The sequence below is a fragment of the Amycolatopsis sp. NPDC114478 genome (assembly GCF_055633805.1).
In genome coordinates, this window is the sequence record NZ_JBVKDO010000018.1 from 168,789 (window position 1) to 193,643 (window position 24,855).

The window sequence follows — 24,855 nt, forward strand, 5'->3', positions numbered from 1 at the left end:
GTTGCGCTCGCGCCAACTCGTCGTCTTCACTTCGGGACATGGCTCTTCCGGACGACGGTGCCCGGCCCCAGGGGCACGGCCTCCGCCGCGACCTGGTCCTGCTGGAGGCGCTCGCCTCACCCGAGGCGCAGCGCGCCGGCGAACTGGGCGTCGTCCGGCTCGCCCAGCTCACCGGGCGGGAGAAGAGCCAGGTCTCCCGCGCGCTCAAGGCCTTGGCGGACGAGGGCATCGTCGAACGCGACCCCGACACCCTCGGCTACCGGCTGGGCTGGCGGCTGTTCTCCCTGGCCGCCCGGACGGTGGAAAACCGGCTGGTGCGGGTCGCCGAGCCGGTGATGCGGGAGCTGTCGGCCGAGCTCGAAGAGACCAACCACCTCTGCGTGCTGCGCGACCAGGAGGTGCTCACCCTGCTGTCGGTGTCCGGCCACTCGTTCCGGGTGAACGGGTGGGAAGGCCGCGGGGTCCCCGCCTACTGCACCTCGGCCGGGAGGGTGCTGCTGCTCGACGCCACGCCGGACGACCTGTACGTCCGGTTCCCGGCGCTGACCCCGGACCGGCCACTGTCCGAAGTGCACTCGTTGCCCGAGCTGTGGGCGAAGATCCAGGAATGCCGGCGTGACGGTTATGCGCGAGTGCGCGAAGAGTTCGAGGAGGGCCTGGTCGGCGTCTCCGCGCCGATCCGGGACTTCCGCGGCCGGGTGGTGGCCGCCCTGAACGTGTCCGCCCCGGCGGAACGGCTCAGCGAGCGTCTCGACGCGGCGGGCCGGATCACGGCGAAAGCGGCGGCCGCGGTGTCGGCGCACCTGGGCTGGGAAGCCCGGCCCGAACCACCGCCGTCCGCGCGCCTGACGTGAGTTTCCCGGACGCGACCGGCCCGGTCCTGTCCACAATGGACTCGGGCCCGGGCGCCGGCCGAGGCGATCATGAGCACGACCGCGCTCAGCCGGACGCCGGCTCGTCGGGTTACTTGCGGATCATCGGGTTGCCGTAGCCGATGACCAGCCCGCGGGTGAAGGCGGTGACGCCGAACGTCTTGTTCAGCAGCGCCGCCGCCGGGGCGGTGAGGGCCAGCGTGACGCCGGCGGGGGTCGCCGCGCCGAGGGTGAACAGGTCGGCGCGGGCCCCGAAGTCGATCCGCCCGCTCAGGACGCCGCGGCGCAGATCGATGGTGTAGCTGGTCAGGTACAGGCATTTCCCGCCGGCGCGCAGGAGCAGACCGCCGATGTGCTCGATGGTCCCGTCGTGGGGGTTGCCGACGATCGTGAAGCCGAACACGGTCTTGCCGCCGGCCTGGCGCACCTTGGCCAGCACCGGCGACACCTTCACGCCCAGCGAGGTCAGCGCCCTCGCCGCGGCCGGGTCGAGCGTCAGGTCGGTGCGGCCCTTGCCGAAGTGGTACCCGTGGTGGTGCCGGACGGTGTACGACGACGCGTGGACCGGCTGGGCCGCTTGGGCGGGCGCCGCGGTGACGCCGGCCAGGGCCGCGGCCGCGGCGATGGACACCCCGAGCATGCGAAGGCGCATGATCACTCCGTTCTCGTTGCTTCCTGGACACGAGGGGTACGGCGGGAAGCAGCCGATCGGATGCAGCCGGCGCCACGGTATCCGCCGGCCGGGGCGGTCAGGGGCGGAAGGTGCCCTGCAGCATGCTGACGCCGTGCTCCTGCTGGCCGAGTTCCTGCGCGGAGATGTCGACGACCGGGAACCGGCTCCAGGTGAGGTTCGCGGGCACGGCGACGTCGGCTTCGCTGCCGGCGGTCACGCCGAGCGGGATCATCGTCGTGCTGCCGTCGAAGAGCCAGATCTCGTACAACCCCGCCGGTGCCGGCATCCCGGTCAGCTGGACTTTCAGCCGAAGCGCGCCCGTGCCCGGGTCGACGATCCGGACCCGCCCGGTCGCGCCGGCCGGCGCGGACGCCTGGCGGTTCAGCTGCGCTTCCGCGACGACCCGTTCGCCGTCGCCGGTGTTCAGGACGATCACCGTGCCCGCCACCCCGATCGCGGCCGCCGCGGCCGCAACGACCGCGTAGCGGACGCCGCGCCGCGACCGGCGCCGGGCGGGCGGCGGCTGCACCCGGCCGCTGTCTTCGTCGGACGGTGCCCGGCCGGGCTGCCCGGTCTCGGCCGCGATGCGGTCCCAGACGACCTCGGACACCGGCGGCAGGGTCGTTTCCGTACTGCTCTCACGCCCCAGCGCCGCGACCGCGCGCAGCGAGTCGACCTCGTCGCGGCAGTCGGCGCAGCTGTCGAGGTGGGCGGCTTCCGCCGGGCCGGGGGGTTGCTCGTCAAGGGCGAGCAGCACGAGCCGATCGGGGTCCGGGTGCGGCATCGGTCACCTCCTCCGGGGTGCGGTCCAGCTGGGAGCGCAAGCTCTGCATTCCGCGGCGGAGATGGCTCTTGACGGTGCCCAGCGGCAGTCCGGTGCGCTCGGCGATCTGGGTGTGGGTGAGGTCAGCGTAGAAGGCCAGCCGCAGGACTTCCCGCTGCGGGTCGGGCAGCCGGGTCAGCTCGTCGGCGATGACCAGCCGGTCCAGCACGCGTTCGGGCGATTCGGCGACCGCTTCCTCGACCGGGGCGACGGCGGCGGCAGCGGCGCTGTCGCGTTGCTGGCGGCCGCGCGCCCGCAGCAGGTCGACGATCCGACGCCGGGCGATGCCCAGCAGCCAGGCCGGCAGACCCGCCTTCGCCGGGTCGTAGGTGTGCCGGCCGCTCCACGCGGAGACGAAAGTGGCCTGCACGACGTCGTCGACGTCGGCGGGGTCGCGCAGGCTGACCCGGGCCAGCCGCTGCACGGCGGGGCCGTGGCGGTCGAACACCGCACGCAGCGTCTCCGGCTCGCCCGCGGCGAAGCGCCACGCGAGGTCGTCGGCGGTGCCGTTCGTGGCGGCATGGTCGGACACGAGCGCCACCCTAGCCGCCGGTCGTGCGGCGACACCGTCGGATATCGATGCAGATTCGATTCAACGAGCCTGTACTCCAACACCGTTTCGCGCGACGCCGGATCTCCTCGAATCCAGTGCTTCACCTGCAGATTTACCCTATCGAGCGCCTCTGACCGTCCCGCCGAACGCGTGAGACCGACCGCCTCGACGCCCACTTGCGCGGCATCGGAGCCGCTACGCACGTAAGTTCGCATCGTCTCTGCATCGATGATGGGAAGGCGTCACATGGCAGCCAGCAACTCGCGAGCGGCGTGTCGTGGTCCTCGCCCGGCCAGGAGCCGGCGCTGGGCTTCGCGCGCGTCATGAGCGCTCACCTCCGCCGCCGCGCGGGCCACCGCGGCGGGAGTGACGCGGTGGGGGTCGAGCACCCGGCCGGCCGGAATCCGTTCGAGGTCGCGCGCCACGGCGAACTGGTCGCTGGAGAACGGCAGCGCGACCGCGGGCACCCCGGCGGCCAGGCACTCGGTGAACGAGTTGTTGCCGCCGTGGTGCACCACCACGGCCGTCCGGGACAGCAGCGCTCGCTGGGGGACCTGTTCGGCGACGTCGACCCGCGGCTCCCCGGCGAACGCCCCGCGGAGACCACCCGCCCGCTCGCCCGCGGCCACCAGCACCGAGACACCGGGCACTTCGAGCAGTCCCCGGACCACCGTGGTCAAGACGTCCTCCCTGGCCGACAGGAAGGTCCCGAACGACACGAGGACGAGCCGGCGCCGGCCGCCGCCGGTCAGCGCGTCGGCCCGCGCGGCCCAGCCGCCGGTCAGCACCGCCGTCCCGACGTCGCTGCAGTGCCCGGCGAAGATCCGGGCCGGACCGGCGGGCAGGTCCGGCAGCCAGGGCAGCTCCGGGTAGTTGAACAGCACCGCCTCGGGGGACGTCAGCCCGAACGCCCGCGCGGGCGCTTGCCGGTCCGGGGCGTGCTCGGCGAGGAACCCGGCGAACAGTTCGGTGAACACCCGGTCGTTCGCCTCGGCTTCGCCGCGCAGGACGGCCAGCTCCCCGTCCGCCGGCCGGATCGCGTCCGGCCAGTACGGCGGCAGCCCGAAGAAGCGGTCCGCACCCTCGAAAACGTAGCTGGGGTGACCGGGGCAGAAGGCGGCCCAGCGGCGGCCGAGCGCGTACACCGCCAGCGTGACGGCGTAAGCGAGCTGGTCGATCAGGTACCAGTCCGGCCGCAGCCGCTCGTCCAGCGACCGGACCGAGGCGAACACGGCTTCGGGATCGGGCAGCATGTCGGCCCGCCGGTGCCGGGCCTGGGCCAGCAGGGCGGGCACCGCCCCGGCGCGGGTGGCGTCGAGGAACTCGGCCAGGCGCCGCACGCCGTCGGCCTCCTGGCGGGTGCGTTCGGCGATGCCGGTGTTCGCGTTGTCGCCGAACGCCAGCGGCGCGAACGGCAGCCCTTGCTCGGCGGCCAGACCCGCGAACTCCGGCGCACAGGCGAAAGTCACGACCGCGCCTTCGGCCGCGAGCGCCGCCCCCACTGTCGCGAGTGGACGCGCGTGTGAAGCGAACGGCGGGCTCACCACCACGATCCGCGATGCCGTCATCCCGACTCCTCCCTCGTCCCCGCCGACCCTACGGCCCGACCACCGGAGCAGCGCAGTGATCACCCAGGACACCCGGACCACCGCGATCGCCGACCCGCTGACGGTCCTCCGCACGCTCACCCCCGGCGCCGACCCGGTCCGGGTCGGCGCCGTCCGCCGCGCCCTGCACCCGGACTTCGCCGGGCCCGCGCTGGTCGAATACGCCGGAGACCCGCCGGCCGCCGCCGATCCCGACGGTGCGGTGGCCGCGCTGCGCGGCCTCACCCGCCGAGCCTGCCCGCCCACTCCCGGCGAGGTCCTCGCCGCGGTCCCGGAAACCGGCGACGCCGCACTCGACGACCTGGCCGGATCCGTCGCCTTGGACCTCTTCGCCGACGCCGTCGCCGCGCACGGCCCCGCGGCCGCGGCCGCGGCGATCGGGTCCGCGTTCGCCGGAACGTCACCCCGGCGCGGTGCGCTCCTGCTGGACCTCGCGGAACGACACGGCTTCCCCTGCTTGCCGGTGAGCGCGGTGACCGACGCCGGTCACCGCGATCGCGGGTACCGGCACGCGATGTGGCGCTACCTGTCCCAGCTCGGCGAAGCACCGGCCGCGACCGAAATCCTCGCCGCCGCCCACGTCCGGGCCGCGGATCCCTACGAGCGCGCCCTGTCCGCGGTGTGCCTGGCCCGGCAGTCCGGCCAGGGCCTCGACAGTCCCTTGTGGACGGTACCGGCGACCGGCCCGAGCGGGCTGACCCTGGCGCAGTCGATGCTGCTGGGCTCCTTCGACCAGCCCGGCGCCGGAGCCAGCGGCGGGCTCACGGTCCTGTTGCGCCACCTGGGCACCGCCTTGCCCCGCCACGCGGGCATCGCGCGGGTCGTCACGCTGACCTTGGCGGGCCAGGACCTGCTGCGGAGCCGGAGCACCCTCGGGGAGGCCGGTGCCGACCGGCACGTCGTGCTGCGGGTGCCAGTCGACTCCCCCGGCGCACCGGCGCAAGCCGAGCTCTCCCGGCACCGGCCCGCCATCGGGTTCCTGGCGCGGCACCTGCTGTGGCTCGCGGGCTGCACCCCGGACGTCGTCCACGTGCGCTACTCCGACGACGGATCCGCCGCGGTCGCGGACGCGGCCCGGGCGATGGGCGCGCGCACCGTGTTCACCCTCACCGCCGACCCGCACCGCTCGCTGGCCGAGCGGCACCGGCCCGGTGCCGCCGCGGATCGCCCGGCGGCCCGGTTCGACCTGCACCGGGTGTACACCGCCGACCGGCTGGTGGCCGCCGCCGACACGCTGCTCGGGCTGCCCGGCCGGCCGGACGGCGAACTGGCCGCCTACTTCCCGCGGCTGCGCGGTGCCCCGGAACCGGAGTCCCCGGCCGAAGGGATCCCGTTGCTCTCGCCCGTGGCCGCGGCCGACGCCCGGCAGGAGCAGCTGATCGGCTCCCTGTTCGGCTCGGGTTCCGGGTTGCCGCGGCTGGCTCCCGAAACCCGCGGCCTGCCGGTCCTGCTGTCCGTGGGCCGGCTGCACCCGGTCAAGCAACAGGACCTGCTCGTCGAAGCCTGGCTGGCCCGCGGCCTGTACCACCACACCGCGCTCGTGCTCGTCGGCGGCGACCCCGCGCACCCGACCGACGACGAATCGCGGATCCTGAACCGGGTTCTGGACCTGGCGAGCCGGTACCCGGACGCGGCGGGGCGCTTGGCGGTGCTGGCCGCGGTGAGCAACGAGGACGTCCGCTCGCTGGAGCACGGCCTGGTCCACCGGCTGCCCGCGCCGACACCGCACCTCTACGTCTGCCCCAGCCGCAAGGAGGAGTTCGGCATCGCCGTGCTCGAAGCGATGGACGCCGGGCTCCTCGTCCTCGGTCCCCGCCGCGGCGGGCTCGGCCACTACATCGACCACGGCCGCAACGGCCTGCTCGCCGACACCTCGACCCCGGCCGCGTTCGGCGACGCGCTCACCGCGTTCGTGCGCGGCGCCGCCGACGACCCGGTCCGGGCCCGGGCGGTGGCCGCCGCCGGCCGGCAAACGGTCGCCCGGCGCTTCGGCATCCACGAGGTCGCCGGCCGCTTCGCCGCCGTCTACCAGCGCACCGCCGCCGCGCCGGCGAACCCACTCCCGGACAGGGGAACACGATGACGGCCCGCCCGCCGCGCCGCACGGTGCTCGGCGCGACCGGTCTCCCCAGCCGCCTCGCCGCCGTCTACCAGCGCACCGCCCGCACGCCGGCGAACCCACTCCCGGACAGGGGACCACGATGACAGCCCGCCCGCCGCGCTGCACGGTACTCGGCGCGACCGGTTTCGTCGGCCGGGCGCTCGTCGCGGACCTCGGCGCCGCCGGACACCCCGTCCGCGTCCTGTCCCGCTCCGCGGCGCACCACTTCCTCGAAGGCGTCGACGTGACGGTCGGGAACGCCGAGGACCCGCGTGCGCTCGCGGCCGCGGTCACCGGCGCGGACGTGGTGTTCCACCTCGTGCACTCGCTGGCGCGAGCCGACTTCGCCGAGCAGGACCGCGTCATCGCGGAACGCCTCGCCGCCGCGGCCGCGGCGGCGGCGGGGGTCCGGCAGATCGTCTACCTCGGCGGCCCGCGGCCGGTGACGCCGACGTCGCCGCACCTGGCCTCGCGGTCCGAGGTGGCCGACGTCCTGCTCGGCGGCGAAGTCCCGGCGATCGCGCTCCAGGCGTCGATGATCCTCGGCCGGGGATCGGCCGGAGTCGAACTGCTGTCCCGGACGGCCCGGCTGCCGATCCGGCCGCGGCCGCGGTGGACCGCCCGGCGGAGCCGTCCGGTCGCCCTCGCCGACGTCAGGCACTACCTGCGAGCGGCCGTCGAGCTCGCCCCGCTGCAGGGCCGGTTCGACGTCAGCGGGCCGGAGACGATCAGCTACCACGACCTGGTGCGCCGGTGCGCCCGCGTCCTGCGCCGGCCCGCCGCTCTCGCGCTGCCTTCGCCGTTGTGGTCGCACGAGGTCGCCGCCCGGATCGCCGGGGCGGCGTCGCCCGTTCCCACCGCCGTCGCGGCCGGTTTGTTCGCGTCGCTCGAGCACGACCTGCTGCCGGTGGACGTCCCGGTGGAATCCGTCCTGCCGCCCCCGGCCGCCGGGGCGACCAGTCTCGACAACGCCTTGCGGACGGCCCTCGGTGTCCCGATCCCGGCGGCTCCGCGAGGACGGGCGTACCGGCAGGAGAACGCCGAAGGCTCGGCGGCCGCCCCCGAGCGGCTGTGGCGGGAGATCACCGGGCTGGGCGGCGGCCGGTTCCCACCCGCACCCGCCTGGGCTTTGCGCGGCCTGCTCGACCAGGCGCTCGGCGGCGCGGGGCTGTACCGCGGGCGCCCGGACCGACCCGGAACCGGGGACGTCATCGACTTCTGGACGGTCCGGCACCGGGACGACGCCCGGCGTGAGCTCGTGCTGACCGCCGACATGCGCCTGCCCGGCGACGCCGAGCTGACCTTGCGCGCGGAACCGGCCGGCACCGGGAGCCTGCTGCGGCAGCGCGTGCGCTTCACCCCCACCGGCCGCTTGGGCGACGCCTACTGGCACCTCCAGAAGCCGGCGCACGACCTGGTGTTCGGGTGGCTCGCCCGCTCGATCGCCCGCGCGGCCGAAGACTGACCCGACCGGACCGTCCTGAAAGGACAGTCGGCACGCGGGCGGTGGCCGGCCCGCTCCCTCTTGCCGCGCCGGCCACCGGTCCCGCGGGTGCGGCCTAGTCCTTCTTCAGCGCACCCTTGACCTTGCCGACGGCGTCGCCGACGGCGTCCTTGATGTTCTCGACCGCGTCCTTCACACCGGCTTTCGCCTGATCTGCTTGGCCTTCGGCGCGCAGCTCGTCGTTCCCGGTGGCCTTGCCCGCCGTTTCCTTGGCCTTGCCCCCGAGGTCTTCGGCCTTGTTCCCGATCTTGTCGCCCAGCGACATGAGCCGCTCCTTCCGCGTCGGGCACCGTCCCCTGTGGACGGACCTGATCATCAAGACACCCCGGCACGCGGTTCGTCACTTCCCCGGTCGCGTGACCCTGTTCACACGAACGGGGTCGTGACGATTCCGGCGCACCCCGGGTCTTCCCGGCACAGCGGTTCACCTGACCAAGGAGGAACACCATGGCCGAGACGACCACGAAGACCCCCGCTCCCCCGGCGGCGAAGGAGGCGACCGGTGCGCTGGTGACCAGCCAGGGCACGACGACGATCGCGGACACGGTGGTGCAGAAGATCGCCGGCCTGGCCACCCGCGAAGTGCCCGGCGTCCACTCCCTCGGCGGCGGCGCCGCCCGCGCCTTCTCCGCGATCCGCGAACGCATCCCCGGCGCGACCGCCTCGGCGGGCCAGGGCGTCTCGGTCGAGGTGGGCGAGAAGCAGGCCGCGGTCGACCTCCAGGTCGTCGTCGAATACGGCGTGTCCATCGCCGATCTCGCACGATCGGTGCGGCGCAACGTGATCACCGCGGTCGAGCGCACGACCGGCCTGGAGGTCGTCGAGGTCAACATCGCCGTCGGTGACCTCTACCTGCCCGGCGACGACGGCGACGACAAGGCCGCCGACACCGGCCGGGTGCAGTGACCCCGGACGCGGTCGCGATCGCCGTCGCGGTGGCGGGCCTGCCGGAAGTGGCGGGCCCGCACGGCGGCCGGGTCGGGGAGATCGCGACGTTGCTGCCCGGGCGGCGCGTGGCCGGGGTCCGCGTCGCCGACGGCGAAGTGACCATCGGCGTCGTGCTCCGCCACCCGGCCACCGCCACCGACGCGGCGGCCGCGGTCCGCGCCGCGGTCGGCCCGCTCGACCGGCCCGTGCACGTGTTCATCGGCGATCTCGCCGCGTCCACCACCACTTGACGGAGGTTTCCATGAATGCCACCCGGACCGGTCTGCTGACCGGACTCGTCCTCGGCCTCGCCCTCGCGTTCGGCGGCTTCGGCGCGTTCCTGGCCGTCCTCGTGCTCGGCGCGATCGGGTTCCTGATCGGCCGCCACCTCGACGGCGAGATCGACCTCGCCCGGCTGTTCGGCCGGGACCGGGGCTGAGCCATGACCACCACAGCACCCGCCGAAGAGCGGGGCCGGCTGGTCATCGCCGGCCAGGCGGTCGAACGGATCGCCGCGCACGTCGCAGGGGAAATCACCGAGGTCGGCGGCGCCGCCGGGCGCGTCCTGGGGGTCGCCCTCGGCGGCGAAGACGCCGCTCGCCCGGTGCAGGTGGCCGCCGAGGTCGACGGCGACCGGGTGCGGCTGGCCGCCCGGCTCTCGATCACCTACCCGGCCTCGGTGCGCCGCACCACCGAACTGGCCCGGGCCCGCCTGCGCGAGCGGGTGGGTGAGCTGACCGGGCTCGACGTCGAGCGGGTGGACATCACCGTCGCCGCGCTGCACGCGCCGGCCCGGTCGTCGAGGAGGGTCTCGTGAAACGTCGTCCCCCCCGGAGCGTCCCGGCCACGCTGACCGCGCTGGTGCTGGCCGCGGCCGGCGCGCTCGCCGCGACCGTGGCCATCCAGATGGTCTTCGGCGAACGCCCGTGGCTGGACTACGGCGCCATCGCCCGGCGGCTGCACGACTTCCGCTGGGCGGACCTGCCCGTCGTGATCGCCGGCGCGGCCGTCTCGGTCCTCGGCCTGGTTCTGCTGACGGCGGCGGTGCTGCCCGGCAGGCCCACGGTGATCCCGCTCCGCGGTGAGCCGGACACCGGCGTCTCCCGGCGCGGCTTCGGCACCGCTCTGCGGGCGGCCGCGGCGCGAGTCGACGGGGTGGAGAAAGCGCGGCTGAAGCTGCGGCGGCGCAGCGTGCGGGTGCGAGTGCGGACCCGGCGCACCGCACCCGACGGGATCGCCGACTCGGTCCGCGCCGCGGTCGCCGCGCGGCTGGACCGGATCGACCCCGCCCGCCGCCCCGAGGTCAAAGTCCGCCTTCGCGCATCGAGGAGCACGTCGTGAACCGTCCCGCCGGACTCAACCGCACCCTGCTCGCGATCTTCGGGCTGCTGCTGCTCGCCGCCGGCGCGATCCCGGCGGCGATCCGCTTCCGCCTGCTGCCGGCCCTGGGCGCCGACCGGCCGGTCGTCCCGGGCACCGCACTGCCGCCCACGTGGGTGCTCTACGTGACCGCGACCGCCGGGATCGTCGTCGCGCTGACCGCGTTGCGGTGGCTGGCCGCGCAGCTGGTCCGCAAACCGGGCAGCCGCACCTGGCGCTTCGAAACCGAACCGGGCGCCGGGAGCACCGAGCTGGCCACCACCGCGGCGGTCGCACCCTTCACCGAGGAACTGCGCGGCTACGCCGGCGTCCGCACGGCGACCGCGTCCCTCACCGGCCCCCGCGACCACCCGGTCCTGCTGGCCACGGTGTCGCTCGAGCACGACGGCGATCCCACCGGAATCCGCGACCGCATCCGGGGCGAAGGCGTGCCGAGGCTGTGCCGGGCCCTCGACCTGGAGGCGCTGCCGACCCGGGTCGAGCTGCGCTTCACCACCACGACCGGCGCCCGCGTCACCTGACCGGTCAGCCTCCTGGCGGCGCCAGCGCGAGAACGAAACAGGTGTCAGCCTGATTTATAGTTCCCCCGTGGCGAGGCATTCGGCGGTGCACCTGGCGAACCTGGACCTCAACCTGCTGGTGGTCCTGCGGGAGCTGCTCGGCGAGCGGAACGTCACCCGCGCGGCGGCCCGGCTCGGGGTCTCGCAGCCCGCGGCGAGTGCCGCGCTCGCCCGGTTGCGGCGGCACTTCGGCGACGAGCTGCTCGTGCGGTCCGGGAACGGCTACGTGCTGTCCGCGCTGGCCACGCAGCTGGCCGACCAGGTCGAGGCGGTGTGCGCCGGCGCGGAACGGCTCTTCGGCACCGGTCACGACTTCGACCCCGGCGCTTCCTCCCGCGAGTTCACGCTGGTCATGGCGGACTACACGATCGAGGTCCTGGGTTCACGGCTGTCCGCGCTGCTCGCGGCGCGGGCGCCGGACGTCCGGCTGCACGTCCGGCTGGTCCGGGAGGCGTTCGCCAGCGACATCGCCGACACGATCCGGCTGATCGACGGGATGGTCGCTCCCCCGGTCAGCCGGTTCGAGCTGCCCGACGTGCGGTCGGTCGCGTTGTTCACCGACCGCTGGGTCTGCGTCGTCGACGCGGCGAACGCGTCGGTGCGGGGTGCCGAGCTCAGCCTCGAGCAGCTCGCCGCGCTGCCGTGGGTCGCGCCGTTCCAGCCGGACCGCGGGTTCCCGCCCGCCGCGCCGATGGGCCGGCAGCTCGCACTCTTCGGCATCCAGCCGCGCATCCGGGTCCGCGTCGAGAGCTACCAGGCCGTGCCCCACTTCGTCGCGGGCACCGACCGCGTCGCGCTGCTGCAGGAACGCCTCGCGACGCGCGTCGCCGACCGGCTCGGCCTGCGGATCCTCCCCTGTCCCGGTGATCCGGAACCGATCGTCGAACGGTTCTGGTGGCACGCCGGCCACGACGGCGACCCGGCCCACCACTGGCTGCGGACCGTGCTGACCGACCTCGCGCGACAGCTATAACTCACGCTGATACTCCCGCAGCGCGATTCTCTATTTCCGGGGGCCCGGCAGCCCGACCTAGCGTGTGAGCCATGCCGCACCCCCTCACCGAGCTGAAGGTCCGCACCGTCCGCAAGCCCGCCGGGGCGAGCGCCCACCAGGTCACCGCCGACGTCTGCGTCGTCGGCGCCGGCATCGCCGGGCTGTCCACGGCCGTCGAGTCCGCCCGGCTCGGCCGCGACGTCGTGCTCGTCGACGCGCTGCCGGTGCTCGGCGGCCAGATGGTCAACTCCCTGATCGGGTTGTTCTGCGGGGTCTTCGGCAACGCCCCGGACTACCACCAGCTGACGCACGGGATCTTCGACGACATCTTCCGCGACCTGGGCGCCACGGGTGACCTGTTCCAGCAGCGGCGGCACACGCTCACCGTCGGCTACGACGAAGTGGTGCTCGGCCGGTGGGTCGAAGACACCGTGCGGGAGCACGGCATCCGGGTGATCACCGGCGCGGCGATCACCGGCGTCGTGCGCGGCGGCGAGCGCATCGAGTCGGTCACCTTCGCCACCCGCTACGGCCCGGTGGACGTCGACGCCACCGGGTTCGTCGACGCGAGCGGGGACGCTTCCCTCATCTGGGAAGCGGGCCTGCCGTGCCGCCTGCCGGAGCGCGAGATCTACGGCTCGCAGCAGCTCGTCGTCGAGCACGTCGCCGAGGAGGCCGCGCCCGAGCCGGACGAGCTGGCCGAGCGCGTCGGCGCGAAAGCCGCCCAGTACGGCCTGCGCCGGCACGACGGCCTCGCCTTCCACTTCCCCGGCCGGGGCACCGCGGTGCTCAACATGACGCACATCGAGGCTCCGCTCGAGCCGATCGCCGCGGCCGCGGCCCAGCTCGAAGGGAAGGCCCAGGCCGACCGGGTGGTGGCGTTCCTGCGCGCGGAGTTCCCCGAGGCGTTCGGCGGCGCCCGCGTCCGGGCCTACGGGCTGCCCGGCCGACGGCAGACCCGCTGGGCGCAGAGCCTGCACCAGCTGACCATCGACGAGGTGCGGGCCGGCACCCGCTTCCCCGACGCCGTCGCGCGGACCGCGTGGCCGGTGGAGCTGCACGACAGCCCCGAAGGCTACGTCTGGGAGACGTTCGGGCCCGGGCACGTGCACTACGTCCCGTTGCGCTCGATGACTCCCCCGGACGTCCACAACGTCCTGGTCGCCGGCCGGTGTATCGACGGCGACGCGGCCGCGTTGTCGAGCGTGCGCGTGATGGGCCCGTGCGGGGCGATGGGCATGGCCGCCGCGCACGCACTGGACCTGGCCGGGAAGGACAGCGTGCACGACGTCGACCACGGCGAGCTGGCCGCCCGCCTGGTCCGCAACCTCGAGTCCTGAACGGAGGAAAAGCGATGGTCCGCAGCGACTTCCCGCCCGGCACGGTCCGCTGGGCCACCCGGCGCGCCCAGTGGCGGGCCCTCGGGCTCACCGACGAAGACCTCCGCAAGCCGAAGATCGCCGTCGTCAACTCCTCGTCGGACCTGGCGATCTGCTTCAGCCACCTCGACGCGATCGCCGCCCGGGTCAAGCAGGGGATCGCCGCCGCCGGCGGGCTGGCGTTCGAGGTGCGCACGACCGCGCCCAGCGACTTCATCCACTCGGCCGGGCACGGCGGCGGGTACATCCTCTCGGCGCGCGACCTCATCGTGAACGACATCGAGGTCGGCGTCGAAGGCGCGCAGCTGGACGGCATGGTGTGCCTGGCCAGCTGCGACAAGACCGCGCCGGCCCAGCTGATGGCCGCCGGGCGGCTGGACCTCCCGACGCTGCTCGTCGCCTGCGGCTACCAGCCCAGCGGCTGCTTCCGCGGCGGCCACTGCGACATCGAGGACGTCTTCCTCCACGCCTGCGGCACGTCCACTGTGGACGAACTCGCCGAGATGAGCGACGGTGCCGTCGGCGGCCCCGGTGTGTGCCCGGGCATGGGCACGGCCAACTCGATGCACGTCGTCGCCGAAGCACTCGGCATGGCCTTGCCGGGCACCACCCCCGTCGCGGCGAACTCGCCGTCGATGTGGGCCGCCGCCGACGCCGCCGCGGCGCGGATCGTGGAGATGGTGGCGGAGGACCTGCGCCCGCGCCGGATCATGACGGCCGCCGCGTTCCGCAACGCCGTCCGCGTCGCCCTGGCGGTGGGCGCCTCGATCAACACCGTGAAGCACCTCCAGGCGGTGGCCGAAGAGTCCGATGTGGACATCGACGTCCTCGGCCTCTACGCCGAGCTCGGCCGGGACACCCCGGTGGTGTCGGCGGTCCGGCCGAACGGGCCGCACCTCATCGAGCAGTTCGAGGCCGCGGGCGGCGCGCTGGCGGTGCTGAAACAGCTCGGCGACCTGATCGACCCGGCGCCGATGACGGTCAGCGGCTCCCCCGTGGGTGACAACCTTTCTCCGGCCGTCGTCACGGACCCCGAGGTCATCCGCCCGGCCGGGCGGCCGTTCGCGACCGAGCCGTTGATCGTGGTCCTGCGCGGATCGCTGACGCCCGACGGCGGCATCGTCAAGCTCGCGGTCGGCGACGAGCGCCCGGCCGCGTTCACCGGCCCGGCCCGCTGCTTCGGAAGCCAGGAGGCCGCGGTCGCCGCCCTGGCGGACGGGAGCATCACCGCGGGCGACGTCGTGGTCGTGCGCGGGCTCGGGCCGCGCGGACGGCCCGGCATGGGGATGGCGTCGCAGATCGTCTTCGCCCTCGACCGCGCCGGGCTCACCGGCCGGGTCGCGGTGGTCACCGACGGCCAGCTGTCCGGGCTCGTCAACCGCGGCATCGTCGTCGGCGAGGTCCGCCCCGAAGCCGCCGACGGCGGTCCCCTGTCCCTCGTCCGCGACGGCGACACCGTCCACATCGACCTGCCCGGGCGGGTGTGCGACCTGCGCGTCGACCCCGGCGAGCTCGCCGCGCGGGACCCGGAACTCGTTGCGGACCACCACGAAACCGGCTGGCTGTCGGTCTACCGGCGCACCGTGCGCCCCCTCGGCCGAGGAGCCGTGCTCCGTCCCTAGCGCTCCCCCACGATCAGGAGGCCGCAATGGCGCTGCCCGAAGTCCCCCCGTCCACCGTCATCACCGAAGCAGACGAACGGCGCTCCGCCCGCGGTGGCGCGTTCTCGATGTTCGTCGACAGCTTCGACGTGTACCTCCCGGCGCTCGTGCTGCCGGCCGCCATGGCGTACTTCATGCCCGCGAACCTCTCGCCGACGATCCGCGCGACGTTCACCACGCTGCTGTTCACGGTCGGGCTGCTCGCGCGGCCGATCGGCAGCGTCATCTTCGGCAACCTGTCCGACCGGATCGGGCGCAAGCCCGTCACCATGATCAGCGGCTGGGGCTTCACGATCGTCACCCTGCTCATCGGGCTGCTGCCGGGCTACGCGGCGTGGAACTACGGCGCGATCGCCGTGTTCGCCGTGCTGCGGCTGATCGGCGGGATCTTCCTCGCCGGCGGCTACGCCGCCCCGATGCCGCTCGCGCTGGAACAGGCGAAGCCCGCGCGGCGCGGCCGGGTCGGCGGGCTCATCGGCGTCGGCGCGCCCGGCTCGTTCCTGGTGATCAACCTGCTCCTGCTCGGCCTGCTCGACGTGCTGCCCCGTGGCGGTTTCCTGGCCTGGGGCTGGCGGATCCCGTTCTTCCTCGGGTTCGTGCTCGGCCTGGTCTACCTGTGGCACTACCGCGGCGTGAAGGAGGACGACTCGGTGTTGCGGCGGCGCCGCACGGGGCGGCAGCCGGTGGCGGAGCTGTTCACCACGCACCGCGCGCTGTTCTTCAGCGTCTTCCTGTTCACCTGCGGGTACTGGTTCGCCACCCAGATGTCGGTGTCGTTCCTGCCGACGCTGCTGGTGCAGGTGCTGGACCAGAGCCCGCGGCTGTCCTCCACGGTCGAGATCATCAGCTCGGTCCTCACGATCGTGCTGATCATGGTGCTCGCCGCGGTCGGCCAGCGGATCGGCAGGCGGACGCTGCTGATGCGCTGGGCCCTCGTGCTCACGTTCGTCGTGGGCGGCGCGTTCGCGGTGCTCGCGGTGGCCGGCCGGGCCGGGGCGCCCGCGTGGCTGATCGGGCTGATCGCCGTGGTGGCGAAGGTCCTGCCGTCCGCGCCGCTCGGCGTCATCCTCGTGTACCTCAACGAGCGCTTCCCGGCGTCCGTGCGGGCGAGCGGGTACGGCATCGGCTACATGTTCGGGCTGATCCTGCCCGGCCTCTACACGTTCTGGCTGCTCGCGCTCAGCTCGATCATGCCCTACGAGTTCACCCCGATCGCGCTGATCGTCTTCGGCGGCCTGCTGATGTTCGAGGCCGTGCGCCGGGGCCCGGAGACCAACAACGTCGCCGATCCGGTCCCGGCGGTCTCTGCGCAGGAGGTCGCCCGGTGATCCTCACCGACGAGGAGAAGGCGATGCGCGACGGCGCCGACGGGCCGGCGGTGGCGGCGGCCATGGACCTGCTCATCCGCTACGGCGAGGCGCTGGGCGCGCAACACCTGTGCGACACCCGCAACGTCGCCGGGACGAGCACCCAGCCGTCCCCGGTGAAGGCGAAGCTGGTGGCCGAAGGCGGCTGGAACAAGGCGTTCGCGGTGCTCAACCTCGACTGCGACGACGTCGTCGAAATCCCGGACATGCGGGTGCCGACCTGCCAGCTGCAACAGGGCTTCGGCCCGGACTCAGTCGGCGTCGTGCCCTACCCGAAGGAGTTCGTCGAGCTGCAGAGCGACGCCGAAGCGTTCTACGGGCGGCGCGGGGTGAACATCCTCGCCACCTGCACGCCGTACCAGGTCGGCAACCTCCCGGTCCACGGCGAGCACTGCGCGTGGATGGAGTCCTCCGCGGTCGTGTACGCCAACTCCGTGCTCGGCGCCCGGACCAACTGCGAAGGCGGGACGTCGACCGGCGCGGCGTCGCTGACCGGGAAGATCCCGTGCTGGGGCAACCACCTGCCGGAGAACCGGTTCGGCACGCACCTCGTCGAAGTGGACGCGGGCGTTGACGACTTCATGGACTGGGGCATGCTCGGCTACTTCGCGGGCGGGCTGGTCCAGGACGAGCGCCCGGTGGTCACCGGCGCGTACCCGCGTCCCGATCTCGTCGACCTCAAGCACTTCGGCGCGGCCGCGGCGTCGTCCGGCGGGGTCGAGCTGTACCACCTGCCGGGGATCACGCCCGAGGCGCCGACGCTCGAAGCGGCCTTCCGCGGCCGGCCGCCGTCCGCCGTCCACTATGGACTCCGGGAACGGCGTGCGGTCTACGAGACGCTGAACGACCAGGGCCGCTCGACCGATGTCGACTTCGTGCTGCTGGGCTGCCCGCACGCGTCGATCGACCAGATCCGGGCCGCCGCCCGGGCCCTGGACGGCAAGCGGCTGAACTCGGGAACGCAGCTGTGGATCATGACACCCCGGGCCCTCAAGGCGGTCGCGGACCGCAGCGGCTACACGGCCGTGATCGAGGCAGCGGGCGGGCGGCTGCTCGCGGACTCGTGCCCGGCGATGTCCCGCGTCGCACCGCCGGGCACCCGCGTCTTCGCCACCGACTCGGCGAAGCAGGCGCACTACCTGCCCGCGATCCTCGGGATCGAGGCGTGGTTCGGTTCGCTGGAGGACTGCGTGGACGCCGCGGTCACCGGTCGCTGGCGAGGTGACCTGCGATGACGGTCCTGCGCGGCCGGACGGTCGTCCCCGGCGTCGTCGAGGGCGAGGCGCTGGTGTCGCACGAGACGATCTCGGGCTGGGGCGGCATCGACCCGGCCACCGGAACGATCATCGAGCGCCGCCACGAACTGCACGGGGTGTGCTTCACCGGGAAGATCCTCGTCTTCCCCGGCGCGAAGGGATCGTCGGGCTGGTCGGGGTTCTTCCAGTCGACCCGCCTGCTCGGCACGGCGCCGCTGGGCATGATCTTCACGGTGGTGACGACGAAGGCGGCACTGGGCGCGGTGGTGACCCGGGTGCCCACGCTCAGCGACCTCGATCGCGACCCGGTCGAGGTAATCCGTACTGGCGACCTTCTCCGCCTCGACGCCGACCAGGGGTTCGTCGAGATCGTCCGGAGAAGCGACGACACGCCGGCGGGCGAGTGATGCGTGAGTCCGGGTGGTGAGCTGCGGTTCACCCACGGCGGGCGCCTGTGGTCACGGCTCCGGGTTCGGCTCCGACAATCGCCACCACACCCGGCGCCGGACCGGCGGTCGCGGTAAGCGAGCGCGTACCTCCTCAGGAACCGGCATGCTGGCCGCAGCGGCCTCGACGTACTCCTTGGCTCCTTGCGCTCCGAGATCAGGCGCGGACGCCCGCACCAGCCGGAGCGCGTCGAAGCGCTGACCGGAGTCGATCAGCTCGGCGACCCGAGACCGCAGGGGGTCGATGCGGTCAAGCCCGCGGACCTGCTCGAGGTAGTCCTCGATCCACTCACCTGTCTCGAGATCGACGGTCGCGTGGACCATGTGCAAGCCGGTGCGCACGTAGCGCTCGCTTTGGCTGCTGATCACCCAGCCCAGCCGGCGGGGATCGACGTGCGTGATCACCATCGCCGGCCCGGCCCGTGCCGACCACCCGGACAGATGCCGCTCCCGATTCCGGTCGCCCCACGGCCACGCTGCTACCGGCATCAACGCCTGGACCTGCCGAGGCTCACGGCAACACTTAGTGTTGTCCGGGACTCCCCCGTCCCCGCCTCGATGGAGCACCGCATGGAAGACAACCTGCTGTACGAGCGGGACGCCGCACGAAGAGTGGACGACGTCACCGACGCGCTGGACCGCCTGGCCGGCACCTTCGCGGAAGAAGAGGAACTGCTGGAGGTGCTGCAGCGGGTGTGCCGGCAGGTCATGCACGCGGTACCGGACGCGGAGATCGCCAGCATCACGCTGCTGCGCGACGGCGCCCCCTACACAGCGACCGCGACCGGTGACCGCGCGCACCACGTCGACCAGGCCCAGTACGACGCCGGGCGCGGGCCCTGCCTGGAGGCCGCCCGGACCGGCGAACTCCAACGCGTCACGGTGACCGAGGTGGCACACCGCTGGCCCGAGTTCGCCGCCGCCGCGAGCGAGTCCTCGGTCGTCGCCTACCTGTCCGCTCCGCTGTTCGTCGACCACCAGTACCACGGTTCGCTCAACCTCTACGACACCGGCGGCAACAGCTTCGGCGCGCTCGACGCGGCGCTGCTGGACCTCTACACCGCCGCCGCCGAATCCGCGTTGCGCGGCACCCGCCGGCACCAAGCCGCCCGCGAGACCATGGGACAGCTGCGCACCGCGCTGACCTCTCGCGCGGTGATCGACCAGGCCAAGGGCATCCTCATGGCCCTGCACAGCATCCAATCCGACGAAGCGTTCGACCTGCTCGTCAAGGCGTCGCAGGAGCAGAACGTGAAGCTGCGCGACGTCGCCGAAAAATTCGTCGCCGAGGTCACGGCTTCCTCGGGCCGGCAGTGACCCTGCGCGGTGGGGCGCGACGAGGACGCCGGCTCGCTGCTGAACCGACGCCGTCGCCGAGCCCCGCCAAGCAACGAAGGGACTCAGGCTGACAGGTACCCTGCTCTCCGCCCCGCTGAACGCCGCCACTCAGCGTTTTCACAGCGGGTTTGCGCGAAGGTTCCGTGCCGTCCGTCGTAAGGGAGATTTTGTGCACGACCCGCTGACCCGGCGCCGCCTGTTCGGGGTGACGCTGGGCGCTGCCGCGCTGGCGGCATGCTCGGCACCTGGGCAAACTCCGGCTCCGGCCGGTTCCACCCCACCGCAGGCGGTGCCGCCGCCGTCGAGCACACCCCCCTCCTCCCTCTCGCCGCATCCGCAGGGGCCGGCCACCGAGCTCGTCCGCTCCTCATCGGGACGGCCGCAGGTCGCGCTGACGTTCCACGGCGCGGGTGACCCGCAGGTCACCCGCCAGGTGCTGGACGTCGTGCACCAGCACGGCGCCCGGATCACCGTGCTGGCGGTGGGCACCTGGCTCGCCGAGCACCCGGACGCCGCCCGGATGGTCCGCGACGGCGGCCACGAGCTGGGCAACCACACCTGGAGCCACCCGGCGCTCTCGGGTTACGCGGCGGAGCCCATGTACGCGGAAATCCAGCGGTGCCGGGACAAGCTCGCCGAACTGACCGGCTCGCCGGGGAACTTCTTCCGCCAGTCCCAGGGCCAGCACGCCACCCCCGAGGAACTCGTCGAAGCCGGCAAGGCGGGCTACGCCCGGGTGCTGTCCTACGACATCGACTCCCTGGACTGGAAGGACCCCGGGCCGGCCGCGATCCGCGCTGCGGTCGCGAAGGCCCGCGCGGGCAGCGTGGTCAGCATGCACCTCGGGCACCCGGGCACGGTGGCCGCGCTCCCCGGCATCCTGACCGCGCTGGCGGACCGCGGCCTCACCCCGGTCACCGCGTCGGAACTGCTGGCGTAGCGGATGCGCGTCCGGCTGACCGCCGTGGTCCTCGGTCTCGTCCTCGCCGCCGGCTGCTCGTCGGGCACCGGCTCGGACATGTCCGGCATGCCGGGCATGTCCGGCGGCCCCGGCACGTCCGTGCCGCACCTGCCCACCCCGCCGCCCCCGGCACCGAACCCGCTGCCCGGCATGCCCGCCATCCCCGACCCGCACAACGTGGACGCCGCGGCGGGTGCCGGGATGCTCTCTCCCGCGGTCGCCGCCGACAAGCCCCTGGTTTACGTGCCGCACAGCGGCTCGGGCGACGTCTGGGTCATCGACCCGGCGACCTTCCACGTCGTCGCGAAGTACCCGGCGGGCAAGGAACTGCAGCACGTCGTGCCCTCGTGGGACCTGCGCACGCTCTACGCCACCGACGACCGCGGCGACCACGTGCTGCCGTTCGACCCGAAGACCGGGCTGCCGGGTAAGGCGTTCCCGGTCGTGGACCCGTACAACATGTACTTCAGCCCGGACGGGCGGTACGCGATCTCGGTGGCCGAACGGCTGCGCAAGCTGGTCTGGTACGACCCGCACACGTGGCAGGTCCACGACGAAACCCCGGTGCCGGAGTGCGCGGGCGTCGACCACGCGGACTTCTCCCCCGACGGCCGCACGGCGGTCTTCACGTGCGAGTTCGCCGGCCGCGTCGCGGTCGTCGACGTGGCTTCCCACCACCTGCTGCGGATGATCGACATGCCGCACCGCAACACGCGCATGGGCCCGCAGGACATCAAGCTCGCGCCGGACGGCTCGGTCTACTACATCGCGGACTCCGACGCGAACGGCCTCTGGGTCCTCGACGGCGCGGCGACGAAGGTGCTCCGCTTCATCCCGACCGGCGGCGGCGCGCATGGGCTCTACTTGTCACGGGACGCGAAGCAGCTGTACGTGACCAACCGCCACGAGGGCAGCGTCAGCGTGCTCGACGCCTACACGGGCGCGCCGGTGACGACCTGGCGCATCCCGGGCGGCGGGAGCCCGGACATGGGCAACGTGACCGCCGACGGCACCCAGCTCTGGCTGTCCGGCCGCTACAACCGGGTGGTGTACGTGCTGTCCACAAAGGACGGGACGCTGCTGGCGAAGATCCCCGTCGGGAACGAGCCGCACGGCCTGTGCGTCTGGCCGCAGCCGGGCCGGTATTCCCTGGGCCACACCGGCATCACCCGGTGAGCCACGGACGATCCTGACTCTCACATGGGCAGCGGGCGGTCGTCGACGACGCTCTTCATGACCAGGGTCGTGGTCAGGCGCTGGACGCCGGGCAGGGTGGCGAGGCGGCTGTCGTAGAGCCGCTGGAACGCGGGCAGGTCCCGGGCGACGACGCGCAGCAGGTAGTCCGGGTCGCCGAACAGGCGTTGCGCCTGGACCACGTGCTCGATCGCGTCGACGGCCAGCTCGAACGCGGTGATGGTGTCGCGGTCGGACTCGCGCATCGTGACGAAGACCAGGCAGTCGAACCCGAGGCCGAGCGCTTTCGCGTCGAGGTGGGCCCGGTAGCCGGCGATCGTGCCGGACCGCTCCAGGGCGCGAAGGCGCCGATGGCAGGGCGCGACGCTGAGCCGCACCCGCTCGGCCAGCTCGGTGACCGTCAGCCTCCCTTCGCGCTGCAGCTCGGCAAGGATCTTGCGATCGGTCTCGTCCACGGGGCAGATCTTTCCTCGGTAGCTCGCTTCCTCGGCGCAAGGATAGTGCTCAGCAAGCGTCAAAGCACCGATTTTCTTGCCGGATCAACGCGTAGAGCGGCTACTTTGAAAGCACTTTGCCCGCCTCTCGAAATAGCCTTGTGCTGTCCAGGGGAAGCACCTGGGGAGTCGGGAGGCAGGTCATGGCAGTCGGTGCCGTCGTCGCGTTCTGGGGAGTGGCGATCCTTCTCGTGCTCACGCCGGGCGCGGACTGGGCGTACGTCATCGGCGCGGGCCTGCGATCGCGGTCGGTGGTGCCGGCGATCACCGGCTTGCTGGCGGGCTACCTCGTGCTGACGGCGGTCGTGGCCGCCGGCGTCGGTGCGCTGGTCTCGAGCTCTCCGGTGGTGCTGACGGTGCTGACCACCGTGGGCGGCCTCTACCTGATCCGGCTGGGCATCAACGCGCTGCTGCGGCCGGCCGGGGTCGGCGAGGCCGACGGCGGCGCCGGCACCTGGGTGCGCCAGGCCGCCGTCGGCGCCGGCACCAGCGGACTGAACCCCAAGGCGCTCCTGCTGTTCCTGGCCCTGCTGCCGCAGTTCACCACGCCGTCCTCGGCTTGGCCGCTGGCGGCCCAGATCATGGTGCTGGGCCTGGTGTTCGTCACCAGCTGCGCCATCGTCTACACCGCCGTCGCGTTCGGCTCTCGCCTGATCCTCTCGGCGCGCCCGTCCTGGGCCCGGATCGTGTCCCGCTGCTCCGGCGCCGCGATGCTCACGATCGGCACGGTCCTGCTGCTCCACCAGATCGCCGCCTGAGCGCTCTCACCGTTCGGCTGGTGCGGCGAAGTGGGCCAGCACAGGCGCTGTCCCGGCCGGGTTCAGCAGCAGCTCGCCGGCGGCGCCGGTGTCGAGGATGGCGCCGGCCATGCGGTCCAGCATGCCGCGCTCGAACACTGTGATCGCCTCGTCGATGGTGGCGTGGGCCGGGGAGAACAGGGCGTGGACGAGTTCGACGGCGTCGAGCAGAGCCATGTTCACGCCCTCTCCGCTGAAGGGCGGCATCACGTGGGCCGCGTCGCCGAGCAAGGTGATCCCGGAGTGCTGGTGCCACCGCTGGTGCGCGGGCATGCCATAGAGCGGCCAGTAGGCGAAGCCGCTGTCGATCTCGTCGAGCACGCTCAGCAGGTGCGGGCTCCAGCCGGCGAAGGTTTCGCGCAGTCGCTCCCGGACGGAGGCGGGGTCGCCGAACCGTTCGCCCTGGACGCGGGCGGGGTCTTCGGCGGTGCGCACGGCGAAGTAGACGCGCACCGAACGATCGGCGGCGCGCTGGGCAAGGATCGCCTTGTCGTCGCCGAGAGCTTGAAGAGCACCCTCACCGGTGTGCCGGGCCACGAACGAGCCGAGGCCGGGGTCGCGCACATCGGCGTGGATGAACGTGATGCCGCTGTAGGCCGGTTGCTCGGCGGTGACGAGGGGACGGGCGCGCGAGCGGATGCCGTCGGCGGCGACGACGAGGTCCGCGTCGAGCCGGCGACCGTCGGCCAGGCTCACCCGGTGCCGGCCGCCCTTCAGCGGGGTGACACCGCTGACCTCGGCGCCCCAGGTGATCGTCTCCGGGGGCAGGGCGTCGATCAGGAGCCGGCGCAGTTGCACCCGGTCGATCTCCGGCCGGTACTCGCCCGCCGAGTCGTCCACGTCGAGCCGGACGGTCCCGTCCGGGTCCATCAGGCACAGCCGCTGCCCGAGCGGCCGGGCCAGCTCCTCGAACTCCCGTCCGAGACCCATCTCCCGCAGGGCCAGCTGGCCGCCCTGTTCGGCGAGGTCGAGGCTGCCGCCCTGGGACCGGGCGTGCGGACTGGCGTCGCGTTCGAGGACGCGCGGGGTCAGTCCGCGCTGGTTCAGCAGCCGGGCGGCGGCGAGCCCGGCGGGGCCACCGCCGAGGATGACGACGTCGGCGGTGAGTAGGGCCGGTGCCGCGGTGGCGCGTTCGGTCATGGCGGACTCCTGTCCTCGATGGTTCAGATCTGGGCGAGACCGCCGTCGACGACGATCTCCGAGCCGGTGATGTACGAGGCCTTCTCGCTCGCGAGGAAGACCACCGCGTGCGCGACGTCTTCGGGGCGGCCCCAGCGCCCCATGGGAACGGCGCCGGTGACGTACTCGTCGATCGCGGTCTGCAGGGCGGGGTCGGCCTGCGCGGTGAGCGGGGTGGCGATGCACCCGGGGGTGACCGCGTTGACCCGCACGCCTCGCCCGAGGACGTCGTCGTCCAGCGCGAGCGTGCGCACGAGGCTGCGCACCGCGGCCTTGCTGGCCGAGTAGAGGGGGTCGCCAGGACGGCCCTTGGCCTCGGCGACCGAACCGGTGACCACCACCGAGCCGCCCCGGCGCAGCAGCGGCAGCAGCTTGACGACGCTGAAGAACACGCTCTTGACGTTGGTGGCCATCATCAGGTCGAAGTCCCGCTCACCGGTGTCGAGGATCGGCGGCGCGTCCGACCGTCCCGCGTTGGCGAACAGCAGGTCGACGTGCTGGTACCGCGCGCCGACCTGGTCGGCGACCTGCTCGGTCCCGGCCACGATCGACACGTCCGCGGCCACGGTGTGCACCGGCACGCTGCCGCCGATCCGGTTCGCGGCCGCCGCGAGTTTGCCGGGATCGCGGCCGACGATGACCACCGCGTAACCCTCCGCCGCCAGTTCGGCCGCGGTGGCCAGCCCGATTCCGCTGCTCCCGCCGGTCACCACCGCGACCCGGCCGCTCCACTCCACCACCGCGTTCTCCCTCCGTCCGGCTACCTCACCACCGTAGCGCCATCGAGTA

General features: G+C 73.2%; 28 protein-coding genes. 19 read left to right on the plus strand and 9 right to left on the minus strand.

All coding sequences use genetic code 11. The features are described 5' to 3' along the window. The first annotated feature begins 38 nt into the window (after positions 1 to 38). A complete protein-coding gene (locus ACZ7OH_RS38400) occupies positions 39 to 854 on the plus strand; it encodes an IclR family transcriptional regulator (RefSeq protein ID WP_470285378.1) in 816 nt (271 codons plus the stop codon). A 109-nt stretch (positions 855 to 963) separates the two neighbouring features. Here ACZ7OH_RS38400 and ACZ7OH_RS38405 read toward each other — a convergent pair whose 3' ends face one another. The 4 genes from ACZ7OH_RS38405 to ACZ7OH_RS38420 form a co-directional block, all read right to left on the minus strand. Beyond that, positions 964 to 1,524, minus strand: a complete 561-nt coding sequence (locus ACZ7OH_RS38405) for a hypothetical protein (RefSeq protein WP_470285379.1) — start codon at positions 1,522 to 1,524, stop codon at positions 964 to 966. Between the two features lie 97 nt (positions 1,525 to 1,621). After that, positions 1,622 to 2,329 carry a cupin domain-containing protein gene (locus ACZ7OH_RS38410; RefSeq protein WP_470285380.1) on the minus strand — a complete coding sequence of 236 codons (708 nt, stop codon included), beginning with the start codon at positions 2,327 to 2,329 and terminating at the stop codon, positions 1,622 to 1,624. Then, positions 2,286 to 2,900, minus strand: a complete 615-nt coding sequence (locus ACZ7OH_RS38415; protein ID WP_470285381.1) for an RNA polymerase sigma factor — start codon at positions 2,898 to 2,900, stop codon at positions 2,286 to 2,288. The genes ACZ7OH_RS38410 and ACZ7OH_RS38415 overlap by 44 nt, the downstream gene beginning before the upstream one ends. 263 nt (positions 2,901 to 3,163) lie before the next feature. Continuing rightward, the gene (locus ACZ7OH_RS38420) at positions 3,164 to 4,489 is read right to left on the minus strand and encodes a glycosyltransferase (RefSeq protein ID WP_470285382.1); all 1,326 of its coding nucleotides are present in this window, start codon (positions 4,487 to 4,489) and stop codon (positions 3,164 to 3,166) included. Between the two features lie 55 nt (positions 4,490 to 4,544). Here ACZ7OH_RS38420 and ACZ7OH_RS38425 point away from each other — a divergent pair, with 55 nt between their 5' ends. Further along, complete coding sequence (locus ACZ7OH_RS38425) at positions 4,545 to 6,611, plus strand: glycosyltransferase family 4 protein (RefSeq protein ID WP_470285383.1); 2,067 nt, start codon at positions 4,545 to 4,547, stop codon at positions 6,609 to 6,611. Positions 6,612 to 6,729: 118 nt separating this feature from the next. Further along, complete coding sequence (locus tag ACZ7OH_RS38430) at positions 6,730 to 8,094, plus strand: DUF2867 domain-containing protein (protein WP_470285384.1); 1,365 nt, start codon at positions 6,730 to 6,732, stop codon at positions 8,092 to 8,094. Positions 8,095 to 8,188: 94 nt separating this feature from the next. Here the strand turns inward: ACZ7OH_RS38430 and ACZ7OH_RS38435 are convergent, their stop codons facing one another. After that, complete coding sequence (locus tag ACZ7OH_RS38435; RefSeq protein ID WP_400891133.1) at positions 8,189 to 8,398, minus strand: CsbD family protein; 210 nt, start codon at positions 8,396 to 8,398, stop codon at positions 8,189 to 8,191. A 182-nt stretch (positions 8,399 to 8,580) separates the two neighbouring features. Here ACZ7OH_RS38435 and ACZ7OH_RS38440 point away from each other — a divergent pair, with 182 nt between their 5' ends. From ACZ7OH_RS38440 to ACZ7OH_RS38495, 12 genes are all read left to right on the plus strand, one after another. Beyond that, the gene (locus ACZ7OH_RS38440; protein WP_470285385.1) at positions 8,581 to 9,039 is read left to right on the plus strand and encodes an Asp23/Gls24 family envelope stress response protein; all 459 of its coding nucleotides are present in this window, start codon (positions 8,581 to 8,583) and stop codon (positions 9,037 to 9,039) included. Beyond that, positions 9,036 to 9,311 carry a hypothetical protein gene (locus tag ACZ7OH_RS38445; protein WP_470285386.1) on the plus strand — a complete coding sequence of 92 codons (276 nt, stop codon included), beginning with the start codon at positions 9,036 to 9,038 and terminating at the stop codon, positions 9,309 to 9,311. The genes ACZ7OH_RS38440 and ACZ7OH_RS38445 overlap by 4 nt, the downstream gene beginning before the upstream one ends. A gap of 11 nt (positions 9,312 to 9,322) precedes the next feature. After that, on the plus strand, positions 9,323 to 9,499 hold the full coding sequence (locus ACZ7OH_RS38450; protein WP_400891125.1) for a hypothetical protein: 177 nt from the start codon (positions 9,323 to 9,325) through the stop codon (positions 9,497 to 9,499). Between the two features lie 3 nt (positions 9,500 to 9,502). Beyond that, entirely contained in the window at positions 9,503 to 9,877 is a 375-nt protein-coding gene (locus tag ACZ7OH_RS38455; RefSeq protein WP_470285387.1) for an Asp23/Gls24 family envelope stress response protein, read from the plus strand. Continuing rightward, entirely contained in the window at positions 9,874 to 10,401 is a 528-nt protein-coding gene (locus tag ACZ7OH_RS38460; RefSeq protein ID WP_470285388.1) for a DUF6286 domain-containing protein, read from the plus strand. The genes ACZ7OH_RS38455 and ACZ7OH_RS38460 overlap by 4 nt, the downstream gene beginning before the upstream one ends. Beyond that, entirely contained in the window at positions 10,398 to 10,961 is a 564-nt protein-coding gene (locus tag ACZ7OH_RS38465) for an alkaline shock response membrane anchor protein AmaP (protein ID WP_470285389.1), read from the plus strand. Before ACZ7OH_RS38460 ends, ACZ7OH_RS38465 begins: the two co-directional genes overlap by 4 nt. A 67-nt stretch (positions 10,962 to 11,028) precedes the next feature. Next, positions 11,029 to 11,973, plus strand: coding sequence for a LysR family transcriptional regulator (locus tag ACZ7OH_RS38470; protein WP_470285390.1), 945 nt, complete (start codon positions 11,029 to 11,031; stop codon positions 11,971 to 11,973). Between the two features lie 71 nt (positions 11,974 to 12,044). After that, a complete protein-coding gene (locus ACZ7OH_RS38475; protein WP_470285391.1) occupies positions 12,045 to 13,334 on the plus strand; it encodes an FAD-dependent oxidoreductase in 1,290 nt (429 codons plus the stop codon). Between the two features lie 14 nt (positions 13,335 to 13,348). Beyond that, positions 13,349 to 14,995 (plus strand): dihydroxy-acid dehydratase, encoded by a 1,647-nt coding sequence (gene ilvD / locus ACZ7OH_RS38480; RefSeq protein ID WP_470285392.1) that lies wholly within the window; start codon positions 13,349 to 13,351, stop codon positions 14,993 to 14,995. Positions 14,996 to 15,021: 26 nt separating this feature from the next. Beyond that, the gene (locus ACZ7OH_RS38485; protein WP_470285393.1) at positions 15,022 to 16,362 is read left to right on the plus strand and encodes an MFS transporter; all 1,341 of its coding nucleotides are present in this window, start codon (positions 15,022 to 15,024) and stop codon (positions 16,360 to 16,362) included. Continuing rightward, on the plus strand, positions 16,359 to 17,636 hold the full coding sequence (locus tag ACZ7OH_RS38490; RefSeq protein WP_470285394.1) for an aconitase X: 1,278 nt from the start codon (positions 16,359 to 16,361) through the stop codon (positions 17,634 to 17,636). The genes ACZ7OH_RS38485 and ACZ7OH_RS38490 overlap by 4 nt, the downstream gene beginning before the upstream one ends. Beyond that, complete coding sequence (locus tag ACZ7OH_RS38495; protein ID WP_470285395.1) at positions 17,633 to 18,064, plus strand: aconitase X swivel domain-containing protein; 432 nt, start codon at positions 17,633 to 17,635, stop codon at positions 18,062 to 18,064. Before ACZ7OH_RS38490 ends, ACZ7OH_RS38495 begins: the two co-directional genes overlap by 4 nt. 51 nt (positions 18,065 to 18,115) lie before the next feature. Here ACZ7OH_RS38495 and ACZ7OH_RS38500 read toward each other — a convergent pair whose 3' ends face one another. Beyond that, entirely contained in the window at positions 18,116 to 18,511 is a 396-nt protein-coding gene (locus ACZ7OH_RS38500; RefSeq protein WP_470285396.1) for a hypothetical protein, read from the minus strand. A gap of 162 nt (positions 18,512 to 18,673) precedes the next feature. Between ACZ7OH_RS38500 and ACZ7OH_RS38505 the strand changes: the two genes are divergently transcribed. The 3 genes from ACZ7OH_RS38505 (at position 18,674) to ACZ7OH_RS38515 (ending at position 21,578) form a co-directional block, all read left to right on the plus strand. Continuing rightward, positions 18,674 to 19,420, plus strand: a complete 747-nt coding sequence (locus ACZ7OH_RS38505) for an ANTAR domain-containing protein (RefSeq protein ID WP_470285397.1) — start codon at positions 18,674 to 18,676, stop codon at positions 19,418 to 19,420. A gap of 190 nt (positions 19,421 to 19,610) precedes the next feature. Next, a complete protein-coding gene (locus tag ACZ7OH_RS38510; protein WP_470285398.1) occupies positions 19,611 to 20,381 on the plus strand; it encodes a polysaccharide deacetylase family protein in 771 nt (256 codons plus the stop codon). Between the two features lie 3 nt (positions 20,382 to 20,384). Continuing rightward, a complete protein-coding gene (locus ACZ7OH_RS38515; RefSeq protein ID WP_470285399.1) occupies positions 20,385 to 21,578 on the plus strand; it encodes a YVTN family beta-propeller repeat protein in 1,194 nt (397 codons plus the stop codon). A 20-nt stretch (positions 21,579 to 21,598) separates the two neighbouring features. Here the strand turns inward: ACZ7OH_RS38515 and ACZ7OH_RS38520 are convergent, their stop codons facing one another. After that, positions 21,599 to 22,051, minus strand: a complete 453-nt coding sequence (locus tag ACZ7OH_RS38520; protein WP_400891095.1) for an Lrp/AsnC family transcriptional regulator — start codon at positions 22,049 to 22,051, stop codon at positions 21,599 to 21,601. Between the two features lie 182 nt (positions 22,052 to 22,233). Here ACZ7OH_RS38520 and ACZ7OH_RS38525 point away from each other — a divergent pair, with 182 nt between their 5' ends. Beyond that, on the plus strand, positions 22,234 to 22,848 hold the full coding sequence (locus ACZ7OH_RS38525) for a LysE family translocator (protein ID WP_470285400.1): 615 nt from the start codon (positions 22,234 to 22,236) through the stop codon (positions 22,846 to 22,848). Between the two features lie 6 nt (positions 22,849 to 22,854). Here ACZ7OH_RS38525 and ACZ7OH_RS38530 read toward each other — a convergent pair whose 3' ends face one another. After that, a complete protein-coding gene (locus ACZ7OH_RS38530) occupies positions 22,855 to 24,027 on the minus strand; it encodes an FAD-dependent oxidoreductase (protein ID WP_470285401.1) in 1,173 nt (390 codons plus the stop codon). A gap of 23 nt (positions 24,028 to 24,050) precedes the next feature. Further along, a complete protein-coding gene (locus ACZ7OH_RS38535; protein WP_470285402.1) occupies positions 24,051 to 24,806 on the minus strand; it encodes an SDR family NAD(P)-dependent oxidoreductase in 756 nt (251 codons plus the stop codon). Positions 24,807 to 24,855: the final 49 nt, after the last annotated feature.

What these genes read in the sequence shown, in the direction of transcription:
- ACZ7OH_RS38400 (WP_470285378.1), top strand. Translation starts at nt 39, where the DNA reads ATGGCTCTTCCGGACGACGGTGCCCGGCCCCAGGGGCACGGCCTCCGC.
- ACZ7OH_RS38405 (WP_470285379.1), bottom strand. Translation starts at nt 1,524, where the DNA reads ATGCGCCTTCGCATGCTCGGGGTGTCCATCGCCGCGGCCGCGGCCCTG.
- ACZ7OH_RS38410 (WP_470285380.1), bottom strand. Translation starts at nt 2,329, where the DNA reads ATGCCGCACCCGGACCCCGATCGGCTCGTGCTGCTCGCCCTTGACGAG.
- ACZ7OH_RS38420 (WP_470285382.1), bottom strand. Translation starts at nt 4,489, where the DNA reads ATGACGGCATCGCGGATCGTGGTGGTGAGCCCGCCGTTCGCTTCACAC.
- ACZ7OH_RS38430 (WP_470285384.1), top strand. Translation starts at nt 6,730, where the DNA reads ATGACAGCCCGCCCGCCGCGCTGCACGGTACTCGGCGCGACCGGTTTC.
- ACZ7OH_RS38435 (WP_400891133.1), bottom strand. Translation starts at nt 8,398, where the DNA reads ATGTCGCTGGGCGACAAGATCGGGAACAAGGCCGAAGACCTCGGGGGC.
- ACZ7OH_RS38440 (WP_470285385.1), top strand. Translation starts at nt 8,581, where the DNA reads ATGGCCGAGACGACCACGAAGACCCCCGCTCCCCCGGCGGCGAAGGAG.
- ACZ7OH_RS38450 (WP_400891125.1), top strand. Translation starts at nt 9,323, where the DNA reads ATGAATGCCACCCGGACCGGTCTGCTGACCGGACTCGTCCTCGGCCTC.
- ACZ7OH_RS38455 (WP_470285387.1), top strand. Translation starts at nt 9,503, where the DNA reads ATGACCACCACAGCACCCGCCGAAGAGCGGGGCCGGCTGGTCATCGCC.
- ACZ7OH_RS38475 (WP_470285391.1), top strand. Translation starts at nt 12,045, where the DNA reads ATGCCGCACCCCCTCACCGAGCTGAAGGTCCGCACCGTCCGCAAGCCC.
- ilvD (WP_470285392.1), top strand. Translation starts at nt 13,349, where the DNA reads ATGGTCCGCAGCGACTTCCCGCCCGGCACGGTCCGCTGGGCCACCCGG.
- ACZ7OH_RS38485 (WP_470285393.1), top strand. Translation starts at nt 15,022, where the DNA reads ATGGCGCTGCCCGAAGTCCCCCCGTCCACCGTCATCACCGAAGCAGAC.
- ACZ7OH_RS38495 (WP_470285395.1), top strand. Translation starts at nt 17,633, where the DNA reads ATGACGGTCCTGCGCGGCCGGACGGTCGTCCCCGGCGTCGTCGAGGGC.
- ACZ7OH_RS38500 (WP_470285396.1), bottom strand. Translation starts at nt 18,511, where the DNA reads ATGGTGATCACGCACGTCGATCCCCGCCGGCTGGGCTGGGTGATCAGC.
- ACZ7OH_RS38505 (WP_470285397.1), top strand. Translation starts at nt 18,674, where the DNA reads ATGGAAGACAACCTGCTGTACGAGCGGGACGCCGCACGAAGAGTGGAC.
- ACZ7OH_RS38515 (WP_470285399.1), top strand. Translation starts at nt 20,385, where the DNA reads ATGCGCGTCCGGCTGACCGCCGTGGTCCTCGGTCTCGTCCTCGCCGCC.
- ACZ7OH_RS38525 (WP_470285400.1), top strand. Translation starts at nt 22,234, where the DNA reads ATGGCAGTCGGTGCCGTCGTCGCGTTCTGGGGAGTGGCGATCCTTCTC.
- ACZ7OH_RS38530 (WP_470285401.1), bottom strand. Translation starts at nt 24,027, where the DNA reads ATGACCGAACGCGCCACCGCGGCACCGGCCCTACTCACCGCCGACGTC.